The following is a 25,286-nucleotide window of genomic DNA, read 5'->3' as shown; positions in this document are numbered from 1 at the left end:
GCGGTGCGAGTAGTGTATACCCGTTTCAGTGGCTACTGCGTAGCGATTCGACCGACTCGAATCACGCTTGCTTCGTTGAGCGGCCCATTCGGTTACAGAGCGAACTCTATTGAGGCCGACCATCTGCGTCAGAACTGTAAGTGAGTACCATCGTTTAACTGCGTGCGAGACGATCACACCTCCCACATGGTCGCCGAGGATAGCAGCATCGGTACGACGGTTGAGGATCGAGACCGAACGCGACGGGGATCAGCGCTCGAGACGGAACGAGAACCCAGCAATGAGGCACTGGCGGCCGACCTTCGGGCCGCCTGCGACGGTGACGTGCGATTCGACGAGTACGCCCGCGTCCTCTACGCGACGGACGGCAGCATCTACGGCGCACAGCCCGCGGGCGTCGTCATCCCCCAGGACACTGCCGATGTTCGCGCAGCCGTGCGCGTTGCGGCCGACTACGACGCGCCGGTCCTGCCGCGAGGGGCGGGCTCATCGCTCGCCGGGCAGGCCGTCGGCCCGAACTGTGTCGTCCTTGATCTGTCGCGACACATGGACGATATCCGAAGTATCGACCCCGACGAGCGGACCGCCGTCGTCCAGCCCGGCGTCGTCCAGGACGATCTCGACGCCGCACTCGAGCCCCACGGCCTCAAATTCCCACCGGATCCGGCCTCCTCAAACCGGGCCACGATCGGCGGCGGGATCGGAAACAACTCGACGGGTGCACACTCGGTGCGCTACGGTATCACGGACGCCTACGTCGAAGAATGTGAAGTCGTCCTCGCCGACGGATCGAGGATCCGGACTCGAGACGTCGTCCTCGACGGACCGGAATGGGAGCGAATCGTCTCGAAAGACGACCGCGAGGCCGCGATCTATCGAACGGTCCGGCGACTGGTCGAGGACAATGCCGCGGAAATCGAGGAGCGGTATCCGAAACTCAAGCGCAGCGTCAGCGGCTACAATCTGCAGAAGGTGATCCGGACGGATGCCGACGGAAATCGAATTGTGAATCTCTCGAAACTACTCGTCGGTGCCGAAGGAACCCTCGGCGTCGTCGTCGAAGCCACTCTCTCGCTCGTGACCCGACCCGACGAGACCGCGCTGGTCGTCTGCTGTTACGACGAGTTGATCGAGGCGCTGACCGCCGTTCCCGAGGCCCTCGCGCTCGAGGCCAGCGCGGTCGAGCTGATGGATCGGGAGGTGTTCCGGCTGGCCGCCGAGTCGGCGGAGTACGCCGAGTACGCCGAACCGATCCCCGAGGGGACCGAGGCGGCGCTGATGCTCGAGTTCGATTCCGAGGTCGTCGACGACCTCCCGGACGCGATCGCTGGGGCGACGACCCGAATCGTGGACGACGGAGCGGCGTTCGACTCGATCGAGGCAGTTGGTCCCGTAGCGCAAGACCGGCTCTGGAAGCTCCGGAAGGCCGCGATCCCGCTGTTGATGAGCATGGAGGGCGACCCGAAGCCGTACCCCTTCGTCGAGGACGCCTCCGTTCCGCCCGAGGAACTCGCCGAGTACGTCGCGGGCTTTCAGGAGATCCTCGAGAAACACGACACCACGGCCGCGTACTTCGCACACGCAGGGGTCGGTACGCTCCACATCCGGCCGGTCCTGAACCTCAAGGAGGGCGGCGATGTCGAGAAGATGCGTGCGATCGCCGACGACGTCACCGACCTCGTCTCCGAACACAACGGTTCCTTTTCCGGAGAGCACGGCGACGGCCTCGCGCGAACGGAGTTCAACCCCAAGCTGTACGGCCCCGAGCTCTGGGACGCGTTTCAGGACCTCAAATCGACCTTCGATCCGGACTGGCGGATGAACCCCGGCAAGGTCGTCTACCGCGAGGAGGAGCCGACGGATATCCGCGGACATCTGCGATACGGTCCGGACTACGCCTCGCTCGAGCCACGGACGACGCTGGATTTCGACGACGAGGGCGGCTTTTCGCACGTCGTCGAGCTCTGTAACGGCTGTGGCACCTGCCGGCAGACCGACGGTGACGTGATGTGCCCCACGTATCGGGCGACCGAGGAGGAAATCGCGACCACGCGCGGGCGAGCCAACCTGCTCCGGGCGGCCATCAGCGGCGAGATCGATCCCGAGGAACTGTACGGCGAGCGGTTCCAGGAGGAGGTGCTCGACCTTTGTATCGGCTGTAAGGGCTGTCAGAGCGACTGTCCCACGGGGGTCGACCTCGCGAAGCTCAAGGCCGAAGTCAAACACCAGTACCACGACCGCGAGGGGACGAGCCACCGGGAGCGGCTGTTCGCGGACATCGACCGGCTGGCGGCGCTGGGGAGCGCGTTCGCGCCGCTGGCGAACCGCGCCGCGAAACTCCCGGGCGCGCGGGCGGCCCTCGAGAAAACGGCCGGGATTGCGGCCGACCGGACCCTCCCGACGTTCCGGCGGGAGTCGCTGGTCGACTGGTTCGAGTCGCGAGGTTCCGACGGACCCTCGGAAACGCGAGTAGCGCGGAACGACGTTCCGCGAACAGTCGAGCGGCAGAGTCGTTCGAGACGGCAAAGCCGTCTCGTGATGACGGAAGCCGCAAAGCGGCTTCCGAACCACCGCGAGACGACGGCAGCGCCGCGAGCGAAGCGAGGCTCTCGCGTCGATCCCGAATCGGCCACTGCGGGCGTCGTCCTCTTCCCCGACACGGACACCAACTACGCCAATCCGGCAGTCGGGAAGGCCGCCGTCGAGGTGCTCGAGGCCGCGAACATCCGCGTCGCGATTCCAGATCTCGGACCGACCGGACGCGCGGCATACTCCACGGGGATGCTCGAGGTCGCCGCCGAACAGGGTGAGGCGTTACTCGAGGACCTCGAGCCGTACCTCGAGCGCGGGTGGTCGGTCCTGTTCATCGAGCCCTCCGACGCCGCGATGGTGGTCGACGAGTACCGCTCGCTGCTCGGGGACGAACGGGTCGAGACGCTCGCGGCGAACGCCTTCGGCGTCTGCGAGTACCTCGACCGGAACCGGCTGGACGAGGAACTGTCGTTCGACCAGGGTGAGACCGCAGCGGCGCAGGTGACGTTCCACGGCCACTGCCACCAGAAAGCTCGCGGCGCGGACCACCACGCGGTCGGCGTCCTTCGGCGCGCGGGCTACGCCGTCGACCCCGTCGACTCGGGCTGCTGTGGCATGGCCGGGAGTTTCGGCTACGAAGCCGAACACTACGACCTCTCGAAGGCGATCGGCTCGTTGTTACGGGACCAACTCGAGGAGAGCCGGAACCGCGGCTCTACGCGCGATGGGACAGAGACGGGCGAACGTGACGGGACGGCTGTCGTGGCACCCGGAACCTCCTGTCGGACGCAGATCGGCGACTTCGAGGGATACGATCGGCCGGCACATCCCGTCGAGTTGCTCGCCCGCGCCCTTTGACTGGAACGCCCTTCGACTGGACCGTTCGATCGGACACGTTAGAATCACAATGTATTTGATCGACTCTCCGTTTCGTACCGTCATGATCGGCGCTGCGCTCCAGCGGTTCGCGATACTGCTGATGCTGATGGGCGGTATTTTCGAACTCAACTCGGGCGGAACCGGCGTCGGAATCGTGCTCTTCGCGCTGGCCGTCGGCGCAGTCAGACTCGTTCTCGAACTCCGGCCGGAGCTGACCGACGCGTAGCAGTTCCGACGAACTCGACTATCGGACCGTCTCGAGCCCGAACTGCCGGTCCACGGCCGACCGAACCCGTTCGAGTACTCTCGGATTATCGCTGGGCCGGCCGACGCTGACCGCGTCGGCCCCGTACTCGACGTATTCGCGGACGGTCTCGTCGTCCCGGACGCCGTTGTTGGCGATCACGAACAGATCCGTCGCGTCGACCATGTCAGCAATCACGGACTCGGTATCCATCGCGTCGACGTGAACGAAGTCGGCCCCCGCGCGCTCGAGTTCTCGAGCCAGTGCCGGCAGGTCGACGCCGGGAACCTCGGCGCGGACCTTCACGCCGACGGTCGCGCCGGTCTCGGCCGCTCGGTCGACGTATTCCGCGAGCCGGTCGCCGTCTCGCAGGAGCGTCTCGCCGCAGCCGACGGCGCAGAGTTCCTCCTGTCGGCAGTGAGCGTTAATCTCGAGGAAGGCGTCTCGATCCCGGCAGACGCGAGCGGCCTCTGCGATCGGTTCGGCGGTCGCACTCCGGACGTTGAACGCCGGCTGGATCGGCACGTCGGCGAGCGCCTCGAGTTCGCGGTCGATGAACGCGAGCGGATCGTCAGGCAGGAACTCGTTCCGATCCCGTTCGACGAGGTCGCGTGCAGCCGCTCTCGAGTCCGCATCGAGGGCGATCCCGCCGAGGAACGCGCCACCCGCATACGCCGCACCGGCCCGCGCCCAGTCGGCGTCGGCTTCACCGCTGAGGCTCGCGAGCGCGAGTGGCGTCGCGAACGGGGCGTGTCCGGTCATCTCAGCTCACGCGATCGATCGCGTCGTCGACCGCGCGGATCACGCGCGCGGCGTCCTCGCGGGAGTCGATTTTGATATCGGTCTGGATCGTCGGCCGGTCGAAGTCAGCGTCGTCCTCGGCGTCGATTACGAATGCGTCCGCGAACGGGTAGGCGGTCGCGAGTCCCTCGGTGCTGGGCTCTGCGTTGACGGCCGACATGAGGTCTCCCGCGGGTCCCGAGAAGGCGTCGTCGCCGAGGAACGGCGAAACGGCGATCACCGTGGCCTGCGCGAGTGCGTCCGCCACGCCCGGTAGCGCGAGCATCGGTCCGATGCTGGTGACCGGGTTCGACGGGCCGATGACGACGGTGTCGGACAGCGCCTCGAGCACGCCCGGCGCGGGCTCGGCGTTCGAGGAGCCCCGGAACTCGACGGTGTCCACGGTCGGCTCGCCGCGGTGGGCGACCCAGTACTCCTGGAAGTGCATGAGTCCCTCGTCCGTGTGAACCAGGCTGGCGACCGGATCGTCGCTCATCGGGAAGAGATCGATCGTGAGTCCGAACGCGCTCGCGAGTCGCTCGGTCGCCTCGCTCAACGTCTTCCCCTCGTCGAGGAGACTCGTCCGCGTGATGTGGACTGCCCGGTCGCGGTCACCGATGGTCATGAACTCGGCGACTCCCGAAAAGCGCCGCCAGTTCGCGAGCCGTCGGCCGTCGGTCTGTTTCTCCTCGGGAAGGTACTGCGGGCCGTCGGGAAGCCCCGCGGCCGTCGCGATATCCAGCAGCGCCGAGTTCGTCCGATGCGTGTCGCCCTCGATTCCCCACCACGTCTCGCGGTCGAGGATCCCACCACCCTGAAACAGCAGCGTATCGACGTCCGGCGAGACGAAGAGCCCGCCGAGCTCGATGTCGTCGCCCGTGTTGGCGACGACCGTGGTCTCCTCCGGCGAGAACGCGGCAGCGGCGCCGTCCAACAGCTTCGGCGTTCCGGTGCCCCCGGAGAGGAAGGTTACCATACGCACAACTCTCGAGCGAGGCTACTTAATCGCTTTCGGCCGGTTCGGAACGGCCAGTGCCCTCAGGCACCGGTCGTCCGCGGCGGGACGTTCGCGTTCGATCGGAACAGGTTGTCCGGGTCGTATTTCGTCTTGACGTCGACCAGTCTGTCGTAGTTCTCGCCGTAGAGCAGTTTCGCGGGGTCTTCGTTCATCCCCGGGAAGTTTCCGTAGCGGCCCGACGAAACCGATAGCGACCGAACGTCCGCAAACAACTCGCGTGCCCAGCTCACGTTCGCGTCGTCGCCCTCGCTGTCCTCCCAGTTCGCCTCGACGGTGAGCATGTAGGGCTTGTCGCGGTGCCAGAACGCGGTCGCGTCCCGCGGAACGTCGGCGACAGCGCCGCCGAGGTGCCAGCAGTCGATCGTCGAGAGCGCCGACGGGGCCGAGTCGGTATACCGGACCACGAGGTCGAACACCTCGTCGGTGAGTTCCTCGAGGAAGATCGACTTCCAGTAGTAGCGCAATCCGTCCGGGTAGTCCTCGTCGAGCATCGACTGCAGGTCGACGTAGCTCATCGGGCCGCTCAGGTCGGCGACGGGCGTCGCGCTCTCGCGGAGCGGCCCGAATATTTCGTCGGCGTCCGCCGGGTCGCCGCGATAGGAACCGAGCAACGCGACCGTCGGCTCGCCCCACGACTCCTCAGGGAACTCCTCGAGATCGGGGACGTGAGCGGTGAACGCGAGGACGCCGGCGTCTCGCGACGCGGTCTCCGTCCACTCCCGGAACGCGGTCAGCACCGCAACGGCGTCGTCGCCGCGGAACCAGACGAAGCAGGCGTACACCTCGGGACCGACCTCGTGAAGGTCGTATTCGAACGACGTGACGACGCCGAGGTTCCCGCCGCCGCCGCGGATCCCCCAGAACAGGTCTTCGTTTCGCGTCTCGCTGGCGGTGCGGACCCGACCGTCGGCCGTCACGACGTCGACGCTGACCAGGTTGTCCAGCGCCAGCCCGTACTCGCGGCTCAGGTGACCGTAACCGCCGTTGAGCGTCAGTCCGGCGATCCCGGTCTGGGACACCGCGCCGAGGGCGGTCGCGAGGCCGAAGCGCTGCGTCTCCCGATCGACGTCGCCCAGCGTCGCCCCGCCTTCGGCGCGGACGGTTCCCTTCTCACGGTCGACCCGGACGCCGTTCATTCCCGAGAGATCGACGACGACACCGCCGTCGCAGACGGCCGTCCCGGCAACGTTGTGCCCGCCGCCGCGAACCGCGAGCGGCAGGTCCTGCTCCCGAGCGAAGGTCACGGCCGCAACGACGTCGGGGATGTCGGCACAGCGCGCGACGAGCGCCGGATGCCTCTCGATCATCCCGTTCCAGACGCGGCGAGCGTCGTCGTACTCCTCGTCGGACGGGCGCAGTACGTCACCGTGGAATCGCGTGACGAGGGATCGAACGGCGTCGTCCGGAAGCTGCTCGAGCGCCACCTCGCCGCGGTGTTTATGTAGTGTTCCCATATAGCGCTGTACGCGTCCGCCGGAGATAAACCAGTAGTCAGTCCAGCACGACGATCAGTTCGGCAGATATGTTGGAAGCTCACCGATCGAATAGTGTCCGGAGCGGCCGTCGGGGAAGCGATTTCTAGGGGAACCAATCGCTCCCGTTCCGGCAGTCGAAGTGCCGACTCTCGAGTGTGTCTCGATCGGCATCATATCTTAACTATTAATTATGTATAACTATATCTCCGAGCGAGGCGTACGAATACTGAGGGACAATGGCAGTGACAACCACACCCGTAGACGACGGTGCAATAGACGGATTCGGCGAAGGGCTTCACGGCGAGTTGCTCCGTCCCGAGGATCCGAACTACGACGAGACTCGAGCTATCTGGAACGGAATGATCGACAAGCGGCCGGCACTCATCGTTCGAGCGATGGGCGTGTCGGACGTGATCGCGGCGGTGACCTTCGCCCGGGAGCACGACCTGCCGCTCGCGGTTCGCGGCGGCGGGCACAACATCGCGGGGAACGCGGTCTGCGACGACGGGCTGATGCTCGATCTCTCGGCGATGCGGTCGGTTCACGTTGATCCGGAGGGAAAGACCGCTCGCGTCGAGCCGGGGGCGACCCTCGCGGACTTCGACCACGAGGCGCAGGCGTTCGGGCTGGCGACGCCGCTCGGGATTAACTCGACGACCGGCGTCGCAGGGCTCACGCTCGGCGGTGGATTCGGCTGGCTTACCCGCAAGTTCGGCATGACCGTGGATAACCTGCGCTCGGTCGACATCGTCACCGCGGACGGCGAACTGCGTCACGCGAGCGATGACGAGAATCCGGATCTCTTCTGGGGAGTCCGCGGCGGCGGCGGCAATTTCGGCGTCGTCACGTCGTTCGAGTTCGACCTCCACGAGGTCGGTCCGGAAGTACTCGCCGGAATGGTCGTCTATCGCGGCGCGGATGCGCCGGACGTCCTCCGGCACGTGCGGGACTTCAACGAGGACGCGCCGGACGAGGCGACCGTCTGGATCGTCCTCCGGAAGGCACCACCGCTGCCGTTTCTCCCCGAGGACGTGCACGGCGAAGACGTCATCGTCGTGGTGCCGTTCTACGCCGGCGATATCGCCGAGGGAGAAGCGGTGCTGGCCCCCGTTCGGGAGTACGGCGAACCGATCGCCGACGTCGTCGGCCCACACCGGTACGCCGAGTTCCAGCAGGCGTTCGATCCGCTGCTGACCGAAGGCGCTCGGAACTACTGGAAGTCACACAACTTCAGGGCGATCCCGGACGGCGCTATCGATACCGTCGTCGACTACGCACGACGGCTCCCGTCACCGCTGTCCGAGATCTTCTTCGGACAGATCGGCGGCGCGATGGGACGAGTGCCGTCGGACGCGACGGCGTTCCCACACCGCGACGCGGAATACGGAATGAACGTCCACACGCGCTGGGAGGATCCCGCGATGGACGACGAATGCATCACCTGGGCTCGAGAGTTCTTCGACGCGATGGCCCCGTACGCGACCGGCGGCGTCTACGTAAACTTCATCAGCGAGGACGAGGGCGAGGAAGATCTCGGGTACGGCGAGAACTACGATCGGCTGGCTGAGATCAAGGCCGCGTACGATCCGGATAACCTGTTCCGGATGAATCAGAACGTCGAGCCGGCTCGGTAATTTCACCTTTTACGCGCCACATCGCTACCGACGCGTTAGTCGCCGATCCAGTCCGCGAAACTCCCCTCGAGCAGCGTCTCCGACTGCCGAGCGACGTACCGCTGTTGCATTCCCTCGATGGCTTCGGCGAGGTCGTCACCGTCCTCGAGCGCCGCTTGCACCTGCTCGCGCTTCCAGCTGGCCGGCGTCACCCGCTGGCGGACGCGCCGTCGGAGCGGGTAGAGGTACTTCGCGGCCTCCTCCTCGCTCAGCCCGCGGTTGGTCAGTCCGTCCTCGGCGTGGGCCAACAGGTCCTCGTAGAGCGCGAGGCAGTCGGTGGTCTCCTTGCCGTCGTTGGTGACCCAGGTCAGGTCGGCCGAGAGGCCGTCGACCATCGCGGCGTAGAAGTTCTCCCGGGCGAGCTGCCAGTCGAGTTCGACGACGGGGTGCTCGAGGCGGGTCAGGCTCTCCATCAGGCCGGCGAAGGCGGCGAGGAAGGAGACCGAATCGCGGACCGTGGGCTGGGCGGGGATCGGCCGGAACTCGATGCGGGCGTTGGCGGCCGAGCGCGTCGGCCCGCCGAAAACCGGCCGGACCCACCGCCAGTAGGTGCCATGCTTGCGGCTGAAATGGGGGAACTGGTCGTCGAAGCGTTCACCCGACTCGACCGGCATGGGGACGATCGTATCGTCGGTGGCGATCCGGTCGATCGCTTCGTCGACGTCCGCGAGGTCGCGCGGGAAGCGGACCTTTCCTTCCCCCGTGGTCGGGTCATTGAGGACGGTCTCGAAGACGCTGATGCGGTGTTCCATCCAACCGTCTCGAAGGATCTCGTCGGCGGTCGCGTCCTCATCGTACAGATCGGCGGGGAAAAATGGGGAGTTGACGCCGAGTGCGAGCAGCGGGCCCGCGACTCGGAGGGCGTAGTTGAAGTACTCGGGGAGGTCGGGAGCGTGTGAAACCTGGTAATGGGGCTGGATCGACGTGATGAGGCTCTCGGGCATGACGGTATCGTCCTGCAGCGAGACGTGCGGCGCGTCGATACACATCCCCGCGGAGTCGGCCTGGGCCGTGTTCGCCATCGCGTGATAGCGGGCCGAATCGCTCATGTTCGTCGCGATGCGGACGGTCCGTTCCGTCCCGTCCGGCGCGGTCGCCGTCCGTTCGACGCTGTCCGTGAGATAGGTGCTCGTCGCCTCGCCCTCCGGCGGGATCGTCCAGAGCGCGTCGCTCACCAGCCGCATCCGTTCGGACTGGGTCACGTCCAGCGCCGTCCGTAACCTGGACTTCACCTCCGACTCCTGAGCCCGCAGTCCGTGGGCGTTCAGCGGCTGCGGACTCGTCGTCATCTCGGCGTTGTGGAGTCCGAGCTCCTTCTCGAAGCCGATCAGTTCGAGCAGTCGGCGCGGGACTCGCCGCAGCGTACAGTCGTCGGCCTTGACGGCGTAGAACTCGTACTCGAGGCCGACGATCGCCTGCGGGTTGTCGAACACCCCCTCCTCGACGGCGTCTTTGATCACCTCGGCGTCCGCCTCGGCCCGCTCCCGGAAGTCGTCGGGATCGACCCGCAGGACGTCAGCGACCCGCGCGGCGAGTTCCTCCTCTGGCATACCTCGGGCTCTGCGCGCAAACGCCTTGAAAGCACGTTTCTCGAGTCGCGGTTCCGGCTCGGTCTCAGAACCGTTTTACTCCCCCCAGCGGTACACACGGCCGATGGAGTTCGCCACGTTCGCCGACCGCGCCGGGACGATCGACGCCGAACCCGCCGACCTCGAGATCGTGGCCCACGTTCGGGAGCTGCTCGCCAAGGCGGGAGACGAAAGCGAGAAACGACGTTCCGCGGGCGCTGCGGTGGACCCACAGACCCTCGAGATCGTCGCGCGCTTCGCACAGGGACGGGTATTCCCGGCCTGGGACTCGACGACGCTCGATATCGGACCGAGCGCGTGTTACGAGGCGATCGCTCGCGCAGCGGGAACGAACGTGAGCAGCGACGACGTCGAGGATCGGCTCGCGGAGATCGGCGAGATCGGCGACGTGGCGGCGGGTTACGAGTTCGGCGGTCAGCAGGGGTTGGGTGCGTTCACCGGCGGCAGCGGTGGCGGTGCTGATAGCGGTGGCGGCGGGAGCGAGACCGGCGGTGGCCTCACCGTTCGCGAGGTCTACGACACCCTCGAGGAACTCGCCGCTGCCGAAGGCTCGGGCAGTCAGGACCGCAAGGTCGATCTGCTCTTCGGGCTCTTTAATCGCTGCTCGAGCGAGGAGGCGCGTTACCTCGCCCGGATCGTGCTCTCGGAGATGCGAATTGGCGTCGGCGAAGGGGCGGTGCGAGACGCGATCTCGGCGGCCTTCGGCGTTCCCGAGGATCGAGTCGAGCGCGCGCTGCAGGTCTCGAACGATTACGGGCAGGTCGCCCGGATCGCCCGCGACGAGGGAATCGACGGCCTCGACGCGCTGGATCTCGCGGTCGGACGGCCGGTTCAGGCGATGCTCGCCCAAGCGGGGACGGTGACCGACGCGCTCGAGGAGTGGGAGGTTGCCGGAGTCGAGTGGAAATACGACGGAGCGCGGGTCCAGTTGCATTACGACCCTCGCGCCGATGCGGAGACTCGTGTCTTCTCGCGGAACATGGAGGAGGTGACGGACGCGCTTCCGGAGGTGGTCGAATTCGCCGAGTCACACCTCGAGGTGCCTGCGATCCTCGACGGCGAGGTCGTCGCGATCGACGACGACGGCTCTCCGCTGCCCTTCCAGGAGGTGCTCAAGCGGTTCCGACGGAAACACGACGTGGCGAAGGCCCGCGAGGACGTGACGGTCCGTCCGGTCTTCTTCGACTGTCTGCACGCGGCGGGGGAGGACCTGCTCGCAGAGCAGCTGACGACGCGCCACGACAGGCTTCGATCAGTGCTGGTGGACGCCGGTTCCGATTCCAACGCCGACCGCGTAGACGACGCAGACATCGAGGGCCTCTCCCTGCTCTGGCGTACCGACGATCCCGACGAGATCGAGTCGATCGACGCCGACGCCCTCGAGGCGGGCCACGAGGGGATCATGCTCAAAGACCCCGACTCAACGTACTCGCCGGGCCGGCGCGGCAAGCACTGGCGCAAGCGCAAACCGGACGTGGAGACGCTCGACTGCGTGGTGACCGGCGCGGAGTGGGGTGAGGGTCGGCGCGCGACCTTCCTCGGGACCTTCGAACTCTCCGTACGGGCGGGCGATGCCCTCGAGACCGTCGGCAAGGTCGCGACCGGGATCACCGACGAGAAATTGGCGGAGCTGACGGAACTGCTCGAGCCCCATATCGCAGCCGAAGCGGGTCAGGAGGTGGACCTCGAGCCGGCGGTCGTCTTCGAGGTCGGCTACGAGGAGATCCAGTCCTCACCGACCTACTCGTCGGGGTATGCGCTCCGATTCCCGCGGTTCGTCGGCGTGCGGTCCGACAAGGATCCGGGGGATGCGGATTCGCTCGAGCGCCTCGAGCGGTTGCAGGAACAGTGATCACGACTGGCGGGCCCTACGTGTTGTGGGAGATAAATATAAAATAATATATTGGGTGGATAATTATTACCGCGTATGTCCTCCGCGTTCGACAGTCCAGCGATCCGCTACGGGATGGGCCTCAGCAGTGCCGCGATACTGACGGTCGTCGCCTTCGCCTTCCTCGACGGAACGGCGCGATGGCTCGTGCTCGGGCTCGCCGTTCTCGAGATTACCGTCGTCCCGCAGATACTGAAACGGGCGGGATAAGGCGGCCGCGAATCGACGCGGCCGGGTGAGGGAATCGTCCTCGGACGGGAGCGGGCACGGTAGTTTGCGGACAGTCAGTTGGTCGCGACTGACCACATGTAAGCACCCTTAAGAGCCACGGGAAACAGGATTCGCGTATGCAACCGCGCGACCTGTCCGATCACGTCGCATACGAGGCGGGTCGAGGCATCGAGGAGGTCGCCCGTGAACTCGGGCGCAATCCCTCCGAATTCGTCAAACTCGCCTCGAACGAGAACCCGCACGGCCCCTCGCCGGCCGCCGCCGTGGCCATCCGCGAGACGGCCTCGAGCGTGAGTTCCTACCCGAAGGCCGCTCACGCTGACCTCACGAGCGCCGTCGCCGACCGCTGGGACGTCTCCGACGAGCAAGTCTGGCTGGCCAACGGCGGCGACGGGGCCATCGATTACCTCCACCGGGCGACCCTCGAACCGGGGGACGAGGTCATCGTCCCGACGCCGGGATTCGCGTATTACGGCATGAGCGCCCGATTCCACCATGGCGAGGTCACCGAGTACGAACTCTCGAGGGCCGACGACTTCGATCAAGACGCAGATGTCGTCCTCGAGGCTTACAGCGGCGAGCGGATCGTCTGGCTCACGAGCCCGCACAACCCCACCGGCTCGACGATGCCGCTCGAGGAAATCGAGCGCCTCGCCGACGAAACCGACGACGAGACGCTTGTCGTGGTCGACGAGGCCTACGGCGAGTTCGCCGACCGGGACAGCGCCGTCGCCCTGCTCGAGGGCCGCGACGGGTTCGACGCCCGCGACGATGTCGCCGTCCTGCGGACGTTCTCGAAGGCCTACGGGCTGGCCGGGGTCCGACTCGGGTACGCCGTCGTCCCCGACGAGTGGGCCGACGCCTACGCCCGCGTGAACACCCCCTTCGCGGCGAGCGAACTCGCCTGTCGAGCCGGTCTCGCCGCCGTCGACGACGAGGAACACGTCGAGCGAACCGTCGAGACGGCCCGCGAGTCACGCGCGTACATGCGGGACACGATCGAAACCCACGTCTGGGAGAGCGAGGGCAACTTCGCGCTCGTCGACGTCGGCGACGCCTCGGTGGTCGCCGGGGAAATGCAGGAACGGGGCGTCATCGTTCGCGACTGCTCGAGTTTTGGTCTCCCGGGCTGTCTCCGCATCACCTGCGGCACCGAGGAGGAGACCGAGCGAGCCGTCGCAACCCTCAACGAGGTGCTCGACGATCTCGGACTCGAGACGGACCCGACGGACGAGGCCGATGACCCGGACGCGGAGGTGGCCGATCCATGAGAGTCGCCGTCACCGGCACCCCCGGGACCGGGAAGACGACCGCGACCGAGTTACTCGAGTCCCGGCTGGCCGACTCCGATGACGCGCCCGACGACGCGTCGACGCCGGCTCTGGAGGTGATCCACCTCAACCGGGTGCTCGAGGATGAAGCACTCTACACCGAGGTCGACGCCGACCGCGAGAGCAAGGTCGCCGACCTCGCGGCACTGAGCGAGTGGCTCGACGGGCGCGACGACGTCGTGATCGAATCCCATCTCGCACATCACTTCGATGCTGATCGGGTCGCAGTACTGCGGTGTCGGCCGGAGACGCTCGAGGAACGATTGCTCGAGCGGGGCGAAACCGAGGCGAAAGCTCGCGAGAACGCAGAGAGCGAGGCGTTGGACGTCATTCTGTCCGAAGCGGTCGAGGAGCACGGCCTCGAGTCGGTGTACGAAATCGACACGACCGACCGCGACCCCGACGCCGTCGCGGACGAACTCGCGGCGGTCGCGGGCGGTAAACGCGAGCCGAGTGCCGGTGAGGTCGACTACATGGGGTACCTGACATGACGCTCGACAAGTTCCGCCCGTACGTGTCGCGATTCCTCGACCCGTTCGTCAAGGGGTTCGACCGCGTCGGAATGACGCCCAACGGCGTGAGCGTGGTCGCGTTCGGGATGGCGATTCTGGCCGCGGTGGCGTTCGCACTCGGCGGGCTCGAGGATCCGATCTGGTACGCCGTCGCGGCGACGCTGGTCTTTCTGAACGGCTGGCTCGACATCGTCGACGGTGCGCTGGCACGCGAACAGGAGGTCGCCTCGGCCGGCGGCGACCTGCTGGATCACGTCCTCGATCGGTACGCGGACATCGTCGTCATCGCCGGGCTGGCCGCGGGGCTCGAGGACTACCTGCTCGGTTTCGCCGCCGTCACGGGAGTCGTGATGACCTCCTACCTCGGGACGCAGGCCCAGGCAGTCGGTCTCGACCGGGTCTACGGCGGACTCGTGGGTCGGGCCGACCGGCTGGCGATCATCGGCGTCGCCGGCTTCCTCGCCTATCCGCTCTCGGGGCCGATCGTCGGCGATTTCACCCTCGTCGGCTTGCTGCTGGTCTTCCTCGCGGTCGTCGGCCATCTGACCGCGCTGCAGCGGTTTTACTACTCGTGGATCGCCCTCGAGCGATAGCCATTTCACCCCGCTGAACGGGGCGTCTGACTGAATGGAGCCGCGTCGCATCCTTTATCCCTTACCGCGATATAGGAACGGACATGGTTCAGTGCGAGATGTGTGGGGCCGAGACGTCGTCCCCGAAAACCATCAAAGTCGAGGGCGCGAAGCTAGACGTGTGTTCGGACTGCACGGACTTCGGCACTGAAGTCAAACAGACCTCGAGTTCGGGTTCGTCGACGAAGTACTCGACCGACTCGAGTTCGTCCTCGTCGAGCGGTGGCCAGTCCACCGGTTCGAGCGCGAGTTCCTCGAGTTCGGGCGGCTCGAGTCAGCGCCGGTCGGACATGTTCGACGACATGGACGAACTGGCGACCGATTACGACGAGCGAGTCCGTAACGCTCGTGAAAACAACGGACTGAGCCAGTCCGATCTCGCGAACGAACTCAACGAGAAGGCCAGCCTGATTCGCAAGATCGAGCGCGGCGACACCCTTCCGAGCGATCGCGTCCAGACGAAACTCGAGAACTTCCTCGAGATCGATCTGAACGCCGAGGGGAGTTCCGGCGAGGACTCGGAGTGGTCCGGCGGCTCCTCGACGGGGAGTTACACGCTGGGCGACGTCGTCAAGCGCAAGGACTGAAGCGGGTCTTCGCTTCCGCTCTCGTTAGCGTCGCTGACTCGCAAGCTATTTCTTTCGGGCGGGTGGGGTTGCCGATATGTTCGTCCTCGTTAACCTGAAGACATATCCGTGCGATCCGATCGCCGTCGCAGAAGCTGTCCGTGACGTCGACGAGACCACTGACGCCCGGCTCGCCGTCGCGCCACAGGCGACCCACCTCGAGCGAGTCGCACAAACGGGCGCGGAGACGTGGGCCCAGCACGTCGATTCGATCGAACACGGGAGTAACACCGGGCAATCGCTCGCCGAGAGCGTCGCCGACGCGGGCGCGGTCGGGACGCTGCTCAACCACTCCGAACGGCGACTGAAACTGGCCGACATCGACGGTGCCGTCCGGGCGGCCGAGCGAGCGAACCTCGAGACGATCGTCTGCGCGAACAACCCGGCCCAGATCGGCGCTGCCGCCGCGGTAGGGCCGGACGCGGTCGCCGTCGAACCGCCGGCGCTCATCGGAACCGGCACACCGGTTAGCCAGGCCGATCCAGACGTCGTCGAGGACGCCGTCGACGCCGCCGCGAACGTCGACTCCGAGGTCTCGGTCCTCTGTGGCGCGGGCATTAGTACGGGTGCTGACGTCGTTGCTGCTGGCGATCTCGGTGCCGGGGGCGTCCTCCTCGCAAGCGGCGTCGCGAAGGCCGACGATCCGAAAGCGGCTCTGGAGGACCTCGTCGCGCCGCTCTGAACCGGCCCGCGAACGTAGACCGATCGACGAGCGCACGTCGCCGACCGACTTTTCTCCCCGTCCGTCGTAGAGGAGGTATGACCGACGACGGGCCCGAGTCCGTGGCTGATCCGGCGGCCGGGGAGCGACCCGTGGCCGTCGCGCTCGAGAATCGATTGATGAGCCACGGGATCTATGTAACGTCGTTCACGTGGATGGAACCAACCGAACCCCCCGCCGACGACGGGACCGGGATCGAACTCGAGTACGAGACCGTATCCGAATCGCCCGCGATCACGAGAGACGAAGTCGGCGCGGTGGTGCGGGCGCTGCTGACGATCGGCGACGAACGGGAGTGGACACCGGGACGCCTCGAAGCAACATCGCTGACGACCGACGGAGAGACCCGCGGCTGGTGGTACGCCGAACGCGAGTGGTTCGAGCGCCTCGGTTCGGACCTCTCACAACTCGAGTTTTCCCAGCGCGTGTTAAAAACCATAAAAAATTACCGAAGCGAACACGACGGCCGTTAAATACGCCGTGGAGATAGATTAATAACGCTTCACGCGCCTTCTTGTCGTAGACGATTCAATGACCGGAGAACAGGTGTACGTTTCACACGCGCCAGGTGACCTCGAGCTCGCCCAGGACCTGTTCTCGACGGTCAAAAATTTCCCGTTCGGCGTCCACCTCGCGCTCGAGGAGATCGAGTCCGGGCGATCACGAAAGCGACTCGAGGGGCGTCTCGCCAACAGCGACGTGGTCGTCGCGGTGCTGACCGAGGACGCGGCCGACAACACCTGGATCGATCAGGAAATCGGTTACGCGGTGGCCAAAGGGATTCCCGTCGTGCCGCTTCGCGACGAGGGAGTTAGCCGTCGCGGATACGTCGGCGACGTCGACGGACTGACGATCGATCGGGGGGACCTCTCGGTCACGATTTTCAACCTGCTCTCCCGACTCCGGAGTGAACTCTCACCGCTGGGGGCGCTCTCGGTACCGAACTGGTACATCCGATTCCCGTGTACGATCCCCGACTGCGGCCACCCGGTCACGCTCGAACTCGAGCACGGACAGACGAAACTCTGGAAACTCCACAGCCACGGGAAACACCTGACGACGTCGTGTGCGGTCTGTGAGTCGACGTACTACTTCAACCCGGCGACGATCGGATTTTTGGGCCGCAAAGACGGAATCGATCGTCAATCGCCGTCCCGAAGCCGTTCGTAAGCGTCCGTGACGAGCCCGAAGGCGGATCGACTACCGCTCGAGCGGTCGGGATGGGCGCGTTTGACCTGCTCGTGATACGCTTTGCGGAGCGTCTCGTCGCTCGCGCCGGCGTCCACGTCGAGAACCTCGCGAGCCCTCGTCTTTCGCATCTCAACGTCGGTGACGATACCGCGCTCCTCGGCGTCGGACTTGCAGTCGGCACACAACCGTTCCGTGCGCTCGTCGATCGTGGTAACGCGAAAGAGCTCTTCGGAGACCCGCTCGCGACACTGACTACAGCGGCGTCGGTCCTCGTCCGGACCCGCTTCGGTGGAACGCTCGGAGTCGGTCACGGCTGTGGATTCCTCTATAGTTCCGTTAGCAGTGCCGTCAGTACCGGACGTTCCACCACCGTCGCGACTCGGAGCATCGGCGACACACGACGGACAGCAGGTCACCACGGTCCCGTCGTCGAGCACCACGTCCTCGAGTTCGGCCAGACGGAACGTGCCGGTACAGCCGTCGCACGTGTCCCGACGCTGGTCGAGCGAACCGCCTCTTTCGGCGGCCGCTCTGGCGTGTGGCTCACAGTGCTGACAGCAGACGACCTGTTCGCCGTCCGGCATCGTCACTGTCGTCAGTTCCTCGAGCGGAGTCGTTCGACCACAGCCATCACAGCCGGCCGGTTCGTCGCCGACGGCAGCCATCACGCCATCAGTTCGTGTTCGTCCTTTATTAGTTCTTCTGCTGACAGTCATGGTTGGCATCAGTTCGGGGTGTCGTCTCAACACGATACCCGTCGGAATCGGTCCGTGTAGCAACTAATTACTCGCGGAACACCCCTCGGGCCGTCCGACGACCGAGCCTGAACGGAATCGATAACAAAGTGGCCATGCGCCGACCGCTAGCTTGTGCGAGGCCCCCCTCGCACGGAGACGCTCCGTCCGTTGGATGGTACTCGGCGGCTCGCCGTCGCCGGGTTCCACCTCTCCTGTCAGGTTCGTTCGCGCCGATCGGAATCGGGAAACCGATATGACTCCGATGCCGAGTACCGGTATGGACACGGCAGTTCAGACCGGCTCCCGGGACGGATCGATCGACAGCGAACGGGTCGGTATCGGCGTCGTCGACCTGGGCATCGTCGTCGGCCTCGTTCTCCTCGGGAACGTCGAACACGGTGGCAACCCGATTGCCGAACCGCTCGCCTCGCTCGAGACGGTCGCCCCGTTCGTGATCGGGTGGATCGCCGTCGCAGCGCTCGCAGGCGTGTACACGCGCGACAATCTCATCGGGACCGATGGCGTTCGTCTGACGGCGACCGCATGGATCGCGGCGGCGAACGTCGGGCTCATGCTTCGTGGATCGCCGTTGTTCGAGGGTGGTACGACCTGGCCGTTTCCGGTCGTCATTACCGGTATCGTGCTCGTCGCCTTGCTCGGTTGGCGGCTCGGATACGCCCTATTCCGCTCACGATTGCGGTAGGTCACATTCCTTCGATAGTAGCCACTGAAATGATTCACATACTGATCGTATAGCTGTCGTTCGATCAGGTGTGCAATGACTTGTAGTGGCTGCTATAACTGGTTTCGCCGAAACGGGCCGACGTGGAGTGTTCAGCATTCATACTTGAATATCGACACTGGTTGATATCTCTCTTTTGATGGCGAATATAGAGGAGGTAGATATAAAATATATTATGTGATGGTCTGAGAGAGGCGTACTCGACGGAAAATGCAAGATCCGTATCTGATCCATAAGTTATGAGGATACAACCCTATGGATATCAATTAGGGACAGATCCACCACGAGCCGATTATGGGAAACACTTATATGGTTATTTCCCATACTACAGGATACATTATGACTGGATATTACGACATTGTTCTCGGCCTCATCCCAGTCGCACTGCTCGGTATCACCGCAGCCCTGACCGTCGTGGGGATTTCGTTGACTGCGGCGGTGCCGATCGGTTCGCTTGTGGCGATGACGATTATCGGACACGCAATGTTTGTCAACACGCCGGCCGAGGCTGCCGACGAGCCCCGGTCTGCGCGTCCCCCGCACGCGGACTAAGGAATTCCGGTCATTTTCTCTCTCTCTCACTCGTTTTCCCGTATACCCGCTTCCGGTTCCGTTTCGTCGCTTCGGTCCCTCGTCTCGGTTATGACAGCGACCCTGTTTCTGACCAGCGATGCCGTCGCAGACCTCGCGACACCGACCGACTACGCCGACGCCGTTCGCGACGGCTATCGACAGCGTGCGGAGGATCACATTCACGCGGAACTGGGCGAGATCATCGCCGGGAACGCGCCCGGCCGGCGGAGCGACGACGAAATCACGGTCTTCGATAGCGGCGGGACGGGCATCGAGACGGTCGCGGTGGCGTCCCTGCTCTACGGGCGCGCACGGGAGAAGGAGTTCGGCACCCAAATCGAGTTCTCGCCGGCGAGCGAGGCCTTGACGGGGAACTGAGCCCTCGAGAGCCGATCGGGACGGTCGGTGTGCCCGGCGCGGAGGGGAAACGGTTCGGCCGGTTACTCAAATCGCTATTTAAGCTTGTGTGACATTTACTGCGCCTCGCCGATTTGGGAGTAGATGATGCGACGACGATCGTACATGACAGGGTTCGGCGGTGCCATCGCAGTCGGCCTCGCCAACGTCGTACCGTTCGGTCGCGGTGACTCGAACGATGGAACTGACCAGCGAAACGAATCCGACGACTCGGAACCGGCTTCGGGAATCGCGCATCCGACGCCGTCCCCCGCGTGTCTGCAAAACCCGTCGTTCGAGGAATACCTCGACGGGTGGAGCGTCGGCGCGGACCTCCCGACGGTTCCCGGTGAGTTGACCGATCCGGTCAACCATTCCGTCGCGATCACCGCCGAACGGGCGGCGGACGGCGAACGGTCGATGGCGCTGTTCATCGACGGCGTCGCCGATGATGGGACGATCTGGGTCGAACAACCGGTGAACATCACGCACGTCGACGCGGTGACCGTCGATGTCTACAGTCAACAAAAGTCGTTCAACCGAATGTCACAGGTGGCCTTTTTTGCCGGGAAGAAGCCACGCGACGGGCTCTCGGAGGGAGACTTCAACCGCGAGAAGGTCATCGAAGACCACGCGGGATGGAAGACGTACTCGTATTCGGTGAGCGGTCTCGAAGGGATCGTGACGCTCGCCGTCGGCATGAACGTCGTCTGGGAGACCGGCGTTCGGCGGTTCTTCGACGACATTCGACTCGTCGCGGAGTAGGCGCCGCACTGAGACGGACGGCGAATTTTTCACGGGGTATCGACCGCCAGTTGCAACGATAGCCCCCCATTCCTACCACGGAACGTCGACGACCCGTCCGATCGCGGGTGTGAATCGCCTCGAACCGTCTGTGAACCGCCTCGAACCGTCTGTGAACCGCCTCGAGGTCAAGTGGTTCGAGAGAGCGACGCTCTCTCGTCATCCCGAGAACCTCCGATTCTCGGACGACCCCGAGACACTCGACCTGCTCCGCCCGTAGATTGAGCCCGCTACTCGCTGGCGGGCCGAATTTTGAATCCGTACCGGGTGACGCCTTCCTGCGTGTAAATCCGGCGGATCGTCGTCTCGATTCGGTCGCCGACCGAGAAGTCGGCGGGATCGGCGTCGGTCCCCATCGCCGGGGCGCTGACGGTCTCGTCGCCGCTATCGGTTTCTAGCGCGACGATCGCGGCCGCGTAGTCGCCCGAGCGAGCCTGCTGTTCGGCGAACTCCGGCGGCGCGCCGCCCTGCGAGATGGTCGTCACGGCTTCGATCGTTCCCTCGCCGGCGAGTTCGATGGCCTCGTAGTCGGCGAGCGCACCGCAGTCGTCACAGGCCCCTTCCGGCGGGAAGGAAAGGGCACCGCATTCCGAACACCGACCGGCCTCGAGTCGGTAGCGCTGGGGAAGCGAGCGCCGCCAGGAGGGGACGCTGACGTACGCGCCGCCGCCCGACGGCGGTCCCGTGGTGACGACGCCGCGCTGGCGGAGGTACTCGGCGTACGTGAGCGGGTCGTCGCCCTCGAGTGCGGTCACGGCGGGCACCTCGCCCTCGCTTCGCTGCGTCGCCGACGCAACGCTGACGACGAATGCATCCGCACCCGCGCCGCTCCCGTGGGAGACCGCGAGGATCGACTCGTAGCCGTCCGCAAGTGCCCGCGCGAGCGACAGCGGGACGCTCGCGGCACCGAGGTCGCCCAGCTCGTGGACCGTCGCGGCGGCCTGGATCTCGTCCGTGCTGACGCCGGCCGCACCGGCCGCGCGATAGGGCAGTTTGCCGTCGGGGGCCTGGATCGCGGCCGCTTCGGTGTCCGGTTCGACCTCGAGGCCGTCGACGGCACCGCCGATCGTCTCGGTGAACGCCTGCCGGTCGTACTGGGTGACGCCCAGACCCCGGGTCTCGTCCTCGCCGGTATTGCGGAACCGCGTTCCCGGATAGGGCGCGGCGTACTCGGCGCGGTCGGTGATCTCGGCCGGCCCGTCGGACTCGAGGACGAACGCAGCACTGCCGGCCCCGGCGGCGTGATCCATCCCGTCGTCGGGGTCGCCCCGCGGTGCGTCGGCTGCGACGACGAGCGCGGTCGTCGAGTCGGCCTCGAGCGCGTCCATACCGGCCCACAGCGCGCGGGTGCCGGAACGGGTGCTGCCGCTGAAGAGCTGTCCGGTCGCCGACTCGGAGAGGGATAGCATCGCCCCGAGCCGGACGGTCAGGTCCTCCTCGGCCGCCGGCAGTCGCGAGGACGCGACGCCCAGCCAGTCGATGTCGTCGGGGTCGGTCGCCGCTGCCTCGAGCGCTCGCGTCGCGGCCTCGTAGGCCATCGTCAGGGTGTCCTCGTCGGCCGAGGGAACGGCCTTCTCGGTCACGCCGGCGGCGTGGAACTGCCCCCAGGCCTCCTCGAAGGCTTCGCTGCTGATTCGGAACCGCGGTGCATACGCGCCGACGCCGGTGATCGCGGCCGTCATCACGCGCTCACCTCCCGTTCCTTCTCGAAAATGTGAATCACGGATGCACCGCCGCTGCCGCCGACGTTGTGAGTCAGCCCGCGTGTGGGGTTTTCGACCTGTCGCTCACCGGCCGCGCCGGAGAGTTGCTTGTAGGCCTCGACGACCTGGCCGGCACCGGTCGCGCCGATGGGATGGCCCTTCGACTTGAGGCCACCCGACGTGTTGACCGGCAACTCGCCGCCGAGTTCGGTCGCGCCGGACTCGATGAGTTGTCCGGCCTCACCTTCCTCACAGAATCCGAGATCCTCGTAGGCCAGCAGTTCCGCGATCGCAAAGCAGTCGTGGACCTCCGCGAAGTCGAGCTCATCGGGTGCGACGTCGGCCATCTCGTAGGCCGATTCGGCCGCCCGCTGGCTCGCCGGCACGCCGGTGTACGTATCGCGCTGGAAGAGGCCGACGGTGTCGCTGCCGGCACCGACGCCGGCGACCCGGATCGGGTCGTCCGTGTAGTCGTCGACGACGTCCTCGCTGACGATCAGCGCACACGCCGCGCCGTCCGAAGTCGGACAGCAGTGATAGAGATTGAGTGGGTCCGCGACGACCGGGGCGGACTGGGCGTCCTCGAGCGAGCACTCGAATCCCAACTGGGCGTGGGGATTCTTCGCGCCGTTCGAGTGGTTCTTGACGGCGACCCGGGAGAGCTGTTCGCGCGTGGTCCCGTACCGTTCCATGTGGACGCTGGCCATCTGGGCGTAGACGCCGGAGAACGTGGTTCCGGAGAGGCGTTCCCACTCGGTCTCGCCCGAGACCCCGAGCCAGTACTTCGTCGCGTCCGAGCTCATATCCGACATGATCTCGAAGCCGCCCGCGAGGACGACGTCCGCCATTCCCGATTTGACGGCCTGCACGGCCTGTCGCACCGCAAAGCCGCTGGCCGCGCAGGCGTTTTCGACCCGGGTACAGGGGACGCCGTCGAGGCCGACGTGTTCGGTTACCGCGGGTCCGGAGAGGCCGAGCTGGCGGCCGCCGACGCCGAGGTTACCGACGAACGCCTCGTCGACGTCGTCGGCCTCGAGTTCCTTCGGTACGCTGTCCGTCGCCGCATCGAACGCCGTCCGGAACAGTGATCGGTAGCTCTCCGACGGGAAAGCCCCGTAATCCGACTGCCCCGCACCGACGAGGTACGCGTCTCGCATACTCGTTCTTCGGTCGTCCGGTGTGAAATAACTGTACGCTTTGTGACGATCGATGATCACGAACGCCCGTCCGCTCCTCGAGCCGGCGGGCCAGTCGTACTCCATGAGACTCGACGCGGGATTCAAGCGTCTCGTCACCGTATCTCCGGTATGTCACGCGCGGCCGAGCTCGTGTCCGTCCTCGAGGCCACGGACTCGCTGGCGATCGTCTGCCACGACAATCCGGATCCGGACTGTCTCGCCAGCGCGCTCGCGCTCGAAGCGATCGCGCGAGACCACGATGTCGAGGAGGTGACGATCGCCTACGGCGGCGAGATCTCCCACCAGCAAAACCGCGCGTTCGTCAACCTCCTCGAGATCAGTCTCCGGACGCTCTCGAGGACCGCGATCGAGGAGTACGACAGCGTGAGCTTCGTCGACCACACCAGACCGGGGGCGAACACCGAAGTGCCGGCGGACGTCACTCCCGACATCGTCGTCGATCACCACCCCGGCGAGTCGGTCGACGCCGCGTTCGAGGACGTTCGCGACGAATACGGTGCGACCGCGACCATCTTCATCGAGTATCTGCAGGAACTCGAGGTCGACCTGACGACGCGGCTCGCCTCCGCGCTCCTCTTCGCGCTCCACCGCGAGCGGCTGGATTTCGTCCGCGAACCCACGCGACGCGAGTACGAGGCCGCGCTCGCCGTCTATCCCGACGCCGACCTCGAGATCCTCGAGCAGCTGTACGGCAGCGCGTTCTCGCCGGGGACGCTCGACGCGATCGGCCGAGCGATCGCCAGTCGAGAGCGCCGGGGCTCGTCCCTCGTCGCGAGCGTCGGTAAGACCGGCGAGACCGACGCGCTTCCCCAGGCGGCGGACTACCTGCTCAACCTCGAGGGGGTGGACACCGTGTTGGTCTACGGCGTCGTCGGCGACGCGATTCGGCTGAGCGGCCGCTCGATCGATCCGCGAGTTCACATGGGCGAGACGCTGGCGGAGGGGTTCGACGAACTCGGTGCGGTCGGCGGCCACCATGACATGGCCGGCGGCCGGATCGAACTGGGGCTCTTCGCGGACGACGACGACGACGACGGCGCACTCCTCGAGTTCGTCGGCGGACGGCTCACCCGTCGGTTCTTCGACGCGCTGAACCTCGACGACTGATGTCGAAACCGACGAACGGCCCGACTCATCGACTCGGCGTTCGATCGACACTCGACTCGTCAATGGCCGTTCGACCGACGTGATACTCGCGCCGGCTGTTCGACCGATGCGGTGCACTCATACGGTCTGTTGTACCGATGTCCCGGCGCAACCGCGAACCGCCCTGCGGGTGCGCCGGAACTGACTGACAGCAGTCCGTCTCAGTCGATGTCGATCGAGTGCGCCTCCTCGTCCGCCTCGCGCTTTGGCAGCCGCACGGTCAGGATGCCGTTGTTGACGCTGGCCTGAACCGCGTCGGCGTCGACCGGTTCGGGAAGCCGAATCTGCCGGCTGAATGACTCAGTCTTCCGTTCCCGACGGATGTAATTCTCTTCGTCGCCGCCCATCTCCTGACTGTGTTCTCGCTGCCCGGAAACGGCCAGCGACTCGCCGGAGAGGCGCAACTCGAGGTCGTCGCTCTCGTAGCCGGGGACGTCGACGGTGACGACGAACCCGTCGCCCTCGTCGGCGAGGTCCAGACTCGTCGTCGAGCCGCCCGTCGAGAGATCGAGTCGGCTCCGGTTGTCCACCTGCGTTTCCCACGATCGGGCCGCCGTCTCGATCTGGCGATTGAGTCGGTCGAGCAGGTCGTCGATACCGTCGAACGGACGCGGTCGATCTGCCATGGTAGCACCTATCGAACGTAGACGATCGACGGCGA

At 65.7% G+C, this 25,286-nt stretch carries 25 protein-coding genes and 1 pseudogene; 18 read left to right on the top strand and 8 right to left on the bottom strand.

Annotated features, from left to right (window positions below):
• Positions 1–186: 186 nt before the first annotated feature.
• Both CP556_RS17105 and CP556_RS26090 read left to right on the top strand, forming a co-directional pair.
• Complete coding sequence (locus tag CP556_RS17105; protein ID WP_098726709.1) at positions 187–3,390, top strand: FAD-binding and (Fe-S)-binding domain-containing protein; 3,204 nt, start codon at positions 187–189, stop codon at positions 3,388–3,390.
• Positions 3,391–3,472: 82 nt separating this feature from the next.
• Positions 3,473–3,637, top strand: a complete 165-nt coding sequence (locus tag CP556_RS26090) for a hypothetical protein (RefSeq protein WP_176548225.1) — start codon at positions 3,473–3,475, stop codon at positions 3,635–3,637.
• 18 nt (positions 3,638–3,655) lie between these two features.
• On the opposite strand, the gene CP556_RS17095 is transcribed toward CP556_RS26090, so the two are convergent.
• The 3 genes from CP556_RS17095 to CP556_RS17085 form a co-directional block, all read right to left on the bottom strand.
• Positions 3,656–4,417: a tRNA-dihydrouridine synthase gene (locus CP556_RS17095; RefSeq protein WP_098726707.1), complete on the bottom strand. Its 762-nt coding sequence runs from the start codon at positions 4,415–4,417 to the stop codon at positions 3,656–3,658.
• A 1-nt stretch (position 4,418) separates the two neighbouring features.
• The gene (gene cofD / locus CP556_RS17090; protein ID WP_098726706.1) at positions 4,419–5,411 is read right to left on the bottom strand and encodes a 2-phospho-L-lactate transferase; all 993 of its coding nucleotides are present in this window, start codon (positions 5,409–5,411) and stop codon (positions 4,419–4,421) included.
• Between the two features lie 62 nt (positions 5,412–5,473).
• Positions 5,474–6,907 carry an FAD-binding oxidoreductase gene (locus CP556_RS17085; protein ID WP_098726705.1) on the bottom strand — a complete coding sequence of 478 codons (1,434 nt, stop codon included), beginning with the start codon at positions 6,905–6,907 and terminating at the stop codon, positions 5,474–5,476.
• Positions 6,908–7,164: 257 nt separating this feature from the next.
• Here CP556_RS17085 and CP556_RS17080 point away from each other — a divergent pair, with 257 nt between their 5' ends.
• Positions 7,165–8,562: an FAD-binding oxidoreductase gene (locus CP556_RS17080; RefSeq protein WP_098726704.1), complete on the top strand. Its 1,398-nt coding sequence runs from the start codon at positions 7,165–7,167 to the stop codon at positions 8,560–8,562.
• Positions 8,563–8,597: 35 nt separating this feature from the next.
• On the opposite strand, the gene CP556_RS17075 is transcribed toward CP556_RS17080, so the two are convergent.
• A complete protein-coding gene (locus CP556_RS17075) occupies positions 8,598–10,151 on the bottom strand; it encodes a glutamate-cysteine ligase family protein (RefSeq protein ID WP_098726703.1) in 1,554 nt (517 codons plus the stop codon).
• A gap of 103 nt (positions 10,152–10,254) precedes the next feature.
• Here CP556_RS17075 and ligA point away from each other — a divergent pair, with 103 nt between their 5' ends.
• The 9 genes from ligA (at position 10,255) to CP556_RS17035 (ending at position 17,304) form a co-directional block, all read left to right on the top strand.
• Positions 10,255–12,042: an ATP-dependent DNA ligase LigA gene (ligA, locus tag CP556_RS17070; RefSeq protein WP_098726702.1), complete on the top strand. Its 1,788-nt coding sequence runs from the start codon at positions 10,255–10,257 to the stop codon at positions 12,040–12,042.
• Between the two features lie 75 nt (positions 12,043–12,117).
• Positions 12,118–12,291, top strand: coding sequence for a hypothetical protein (locus tag CP556_RS26085; protein WP_176548224.1), 174 nt, complete (start codon positions 12,118–12,120; stop codon positions 12,289–12,291).
• 137 nt (positions 12,292–12,428) lie between these two features.
• A complete protein-coding gene (hisC, locus tag CP556_RS17065; protein ID WP_098726701.1) occupies positions 12,429–13,583 on the top strand; it encodes a histidinol-phosphate transaminase in 1,155 nt (384 codons plus the stop codon).
• Positions 13,580–14,134, top strand: a complete 555-nt coding sequence (locus CP556_RS17060; RefSeq protein ID WP_098726700.1) for an adenylate kinase family protein — start codon at positions 13,580–13,582, stop codon at positions 14,132–14,134. The genes hisC and CP556_RS17060 overlap by 4 nt, the downstream gene beginning before the upstream one ends.
• Entirely contained in the window at positions 14,131–14,748 is a 618-nt protein-coding gene (locus CP556_RS17055) for a CDP-alcohol phosphatidyltransferase family protein (RefSeq protein ID WP_098726699.1), read from the top strand. Before CP556_RS17060 ends, CP556_RS17055 begins: the two co-directional genes overlap by 4 nt.
• An 83-nt stretch (positions 14,749–14,831) precedes the next feature.
• Positions 14,832–15,374 (top strand): multiprotein bridging factor aMBF1, encoded by a 543-nt coding sequence (locus tag CP556_RS17050; RefSeq protein WP_098726698.1) that lies wholly within the window; start codon positions 14,832–14,834, stop codon positions 15,372–15,374.
• 76 nt (positions 15,375–15,450) lie between these two features.
• Positions 15,451–16,095: a triose-phosphate isomerase gene (gene tpiA, locus CP556_RS17045; RefSeq protein ID WP_098726697.1), complete on the top strand. Its 645-nt coding sequence runs from the start codon at positions 15,451–15,453 to the stop codon at positions 16,093–16,095.
• Positions 16,096–16,172: 77 nt separating this feature from the next.
• A complete protein-coding gene (locus tag CP556_RS17040; RefSeq protein ID WP_098726696.1) occupies positions 16,173–16,607 on the top strand; it encodes a DUF8159 domain-containing protein in 435 nt (144 codons plus the stop codon).
• 58 nt (positions 16,608–16,665) lie between these two features.
• A complete protein-coding gene (locus CP556_RS17035) occupies positions 16,666–17,304 on the top strand; it encodes a toll/interleukin-1 receptor domain-containing protein (protein WP_098726695.1) in 639 nt (212 codons plus the stop codon).
• Here the strand turns inward: CP556_RS17035 and CP556_RS17030 are convergent.
• On the bottom strand, positions 17,277–17,990 hold the full coding sequence (locus CP556_RS17030) for a J domain-containing protein (protein WP_098726694.1): 714 nt from the start codon (positions 17,988–17,990) through the stop codon (positions 17,277–17,279). The two genes, CP556_RS17035 and CP556_RS17030, sit on opposite strands and share 28 nt — an antisense overlap.
• Positions 17,991–18,339: 349 nt before the next feature.
• On the opposite strand from CP556_RS17030, the gene CP556_RS17025 reads away from it, so the two are divergent.
• The 5 genes and pseudogenes from CP556_RS17025 (at position 18,340) to CP556_RS26775 (ending at position 20,797) form a co-directional block, all read left to right on the top strand.
• Positions 18,340–18,765 (top strand): DUF3054 domain-containing protein, encoded by a 426-nt coding sequence (locus CP556_RS17025; RefSeq protein ID WP_098727458.1) that lies wholly within the window; start codon positions 18,340–18,342, stop codon positions 18,763–18,765.
• A 378-nt stretch (positions 18,766–19,143) separates the two neighbouring features.
• Positions 19,144–19,356: a DUF8015 family protein gene (locus CP556_RS17020; protein ID WP_098727457.1), complete on the top strand. Its 213-nt coding sequence runs from the start codon at positions 19,144–19,146 to the stop codon at positions 19,354–19,356.
• A gap of 111 nt (positions 19,357–19,467) precedes the next feature.
• Positions 19,468–19,755, top strand: a pseudogene (locus CP556_RS17015) (hypothetical protein); the annotation flags it as partial.
• A 123-nt stretch (positions 19,756–19,878) separates the two neighbouring features.
• Positions 19,879–20,538 carry a hypothetical protein gene (locus CP556_RS26780; RefSeq protein ID WP_255291493.1) on the top strand — a complete coding sequence of 220 codons (660 nt, stop codon included), beginning with the start codon at positions 19,879–19,881 and terminating at the stop codon, positions 20,536–20,538.
• A 130-nt stretch (positions 20,539–20,668) separates the two neighbouring features.
• A complete protein-coding gene (locus CP556_RS26775) occupies positions 20,669–20,797 on the top strand; it encodes a hypothetical protein (RefSeq protein WP_255291492.1) in 129 nt (42 codons plus the stop codon).
• Between the two features lie 10 nt (positions 20,798–20,807).
• Here the strand turns inward: CP556_RS26775 and CP556_RS17005 are convergent, their stop codons facing one another.
• Both CP556_RS17005 and CP556_RS17000 read right to left on the bottom strand, forming a co-directional pair.
• Entirely contained in the window at positions 20,808–22,259 is a 1,452-nt protein-coding gene (locus tag CP556_RS17005; protein WP_098726693.1) for a zinc ribbon domain-containing protein, read from the bottom strand.
• Positions 22,259–23,437 carry a thiolase domain-containing protein gene (locus tag CP556_RS17000; RefSeq protein WP_098727455.1) on the bottom strand — a complete coding sequence of 393 codons (1,179 nt, stop codon included), beginning with the start codon at positions 23,435–23,437 and terminating at the stop codon, positions 22,259–22,261. The genes CP556_RS17005 and CP556_RS17000 overlap by 1 nt, the downstream gene beginning before the upstream one ends.
• Positions 23,438–23,587: 150 nt before the next feature.
• On the opposite strand from CP556_RS17000, the gene CP556_RS16995 reads away from it, so the two are divergent.
• Positions 23,588–24,586, top strand: coding sequence for a DHH family phosphoesterase (locus tag CP556_RS16995; RefSeq protein ID WP_098726692.1), 999 nt, complete (start codon positions 23,588–23,590; stop codon positions 24,584–24,586).
• Between the two features lie 200 nt (positions 24,587–24,786).
• Here the strand turns inward: CP556_RS16995 and CP556_RS16990 are convergent, their stop codons facing one another.
• The gene (locus tag CP556_RS16990; protein WP_098726691.1) at positions 24,787–25,251 is read right to left on the bottom strand and encodes an Hsp20/alpha crystallin family protein; all 465 of its coding nucleotides are present in this window, start codon (positions 25,249–25,251) and stop codon (positions 24,787–24,789) included.
• Between the last annotated feature and the right edge of the window lie 35 nt (positions 25,252–25,286).

Origin of the sequence: Natrinema sp. CBA1119, from assembly GCF_002572525.1 — an archaeon.
Taxonomy (GTDB): domain Archaea; phylum Halobacteriota; class Halobacteria; order Halobacteriales; family Natrialbaceae; genus Natrinema.
This window is presented reverse-complemented; position numbering and strand designations above follow the sequence as displayed.

Bases quoted from the DNA above. Each gene is read 5' to 3' on its own strand.
- CP556_RS17020 (WP_098727457.1), top strand. From the start codon at position 19,144: ATGACTGGATATTACGACATTGTTCTCGGCCTCATCCCAGTCGCACTG.
- CP556_RS17030 (WP_098726694.1), bottom strand. From the start codon at position 17,990: ATGGCTGCCGTCGGCGACGAACCGGCCGGCTGTGATGGCTGTGGTCGA.
- CP556_RS26780 (WP_255291493.1), top strand. From the start codon at position 19,879: ATGATGCGACGACGATCGTACATGACAGGGTTCGGCGGTGCCATCGCA.
- CP556_RS17105 (WP_098726709.1), top strand. From the start codon at position 187: ATGGTCGCCGAGGATAGCAGCATCGGTACGACGGTTGAGGATCGAGAC.
- CP556_RS17035 (WP_098726695.1), top strand. From the start codon at position 16,666: ATGACCGGAGAACAGGTGTACGTTTCACACGCGCCAGGTGACCTCGAG.
- CP556_RS17060 (WP_098726700.1), top strand. From the start codon at position 13,580: ATGAGAGTCGCCGTCACCGGCACCCCCGGGACCGGGAAGACGACCGCG.
- ligA (WP_098726702.1), top strand. From the start codon at position 10,255: ATGGAGTTCGCCACGTTCGCCGACCGCGCCGGGACGATCGACGCCGAA.
- tpiA (WP_098726697.1), top strand. From the start codon at position 15,451: ATGTTCGTCCTCGTTAACCTGAAGACATATCCGTGCGATCCGATCGCC.
- CP556_RS17095 (WP_098726707.1), bottom strand. From the start codon at position 4,417: ATGACCGGACACGCCCCGTTCGCGACGCCACTCGCGCTCGCGAGCCTC.
- CP556_RS17050 (WP_098726698.1), top strand. From the start codon at position 14,832: ATGGTTCAGTGCGAGATGTGTGGGGCCGAGACGTCGTCCCCGAAAACC.
- CP556_RS17080 (WP_098726704.1), top strand. From the start codon at position 7,165: ATGGCAGTGACAACCACACCCGTAGACGACGGTGCAATAGACGGATTC.
- CP556_RS17005 (WP_098726693.1), bottom strand. From the start codon at position 22,259: ATGACGGCCGCGATCACCGGCGTCGGCGCGTATGCACCGCGGTTCCGA.
- CP556_RS26090 (WP_176548225.1), top strand. From the start codon at position 3,473: ATGATCGGCGCTGCGCTCCAGCGGTTCGCGATACTGCTGATGCTGATG.
- CP556_RS17025 (WP_098727458.1), top strand. From the start codon at position 18,340: ATGGACACGGCAGTTCAGACCGGCTCCCGGGACGGATCGATCGACAGC.
- CP556_RS16990 (WP_098726691.1), bottom strand. From the start codon at position 25,251: ATGGCAGATCGACCGCGTCCGTTCGACGGTATCGACGACCTGCTCGAC.
- hisC (WP_098726701.1), top strand. From the start codon at position 12,429: ATGCAACCGCGCGACCTGTCCGATCACGTCGCATACGAGGCGGGTCGA.
- CP556_RS17040 (WP_098726696.1), top strand. From the start codon at position 16,173: ATGACCGACGACGGGCCCGAGTCCGTGGCTGATCCGGCGGCCGGGGAG.
- CP556_RS16995 (WP_098726692.1), top strand. From the start codon at position 23,588: ATGTCACGCGCGGCCGAGCTCGTGTCCGTCCTCGAGGCCACGGACTCG.
- CP556_RS17000 (WP_098727455.1), bottom strand. From the start codon at position 23,437: ATGCGAGACGCGTACCTCGTCGGTGCGGGGCAGTCGGATTACGGGGCT.
- CP556_RS17085 (WP_098726705.1), bottom strand. From the start codon at position 6,907: ATGGGAACACTACATAAACACCGCGGCGAGGTGGCGCTCGAGCAGCTT.
- cofD (WP_098726706.1), bottom strand. From the start codon at position 5,411: ATGGTAACCTTCCTCTCCGGGGGCACCGGAACGCCGAAGCTGTTGGAC.
- CP556_RS17075 (WP_098726703.1), bottom strand. From the start codon at position 10,151: ATGCCAGAGGAGGAACTCGCCGCGCGGGTCGCTGACGTCCTGCGGGTC.
- CP556_RS17055 (WP_098726699.1), top strand. From the start codon at position 14,131: ATGACGCTCGACAAGTTCCGCCCGTACGTGTCGCGATTCCTCGACCCG.
- CP556_RS26085 (WP_176548224.1), top strand. From the start codon at position 12,118: ATGTCCTCCGCGTTCGACAGTCCAGCGATCCGCTACGGGATGGGCCTC.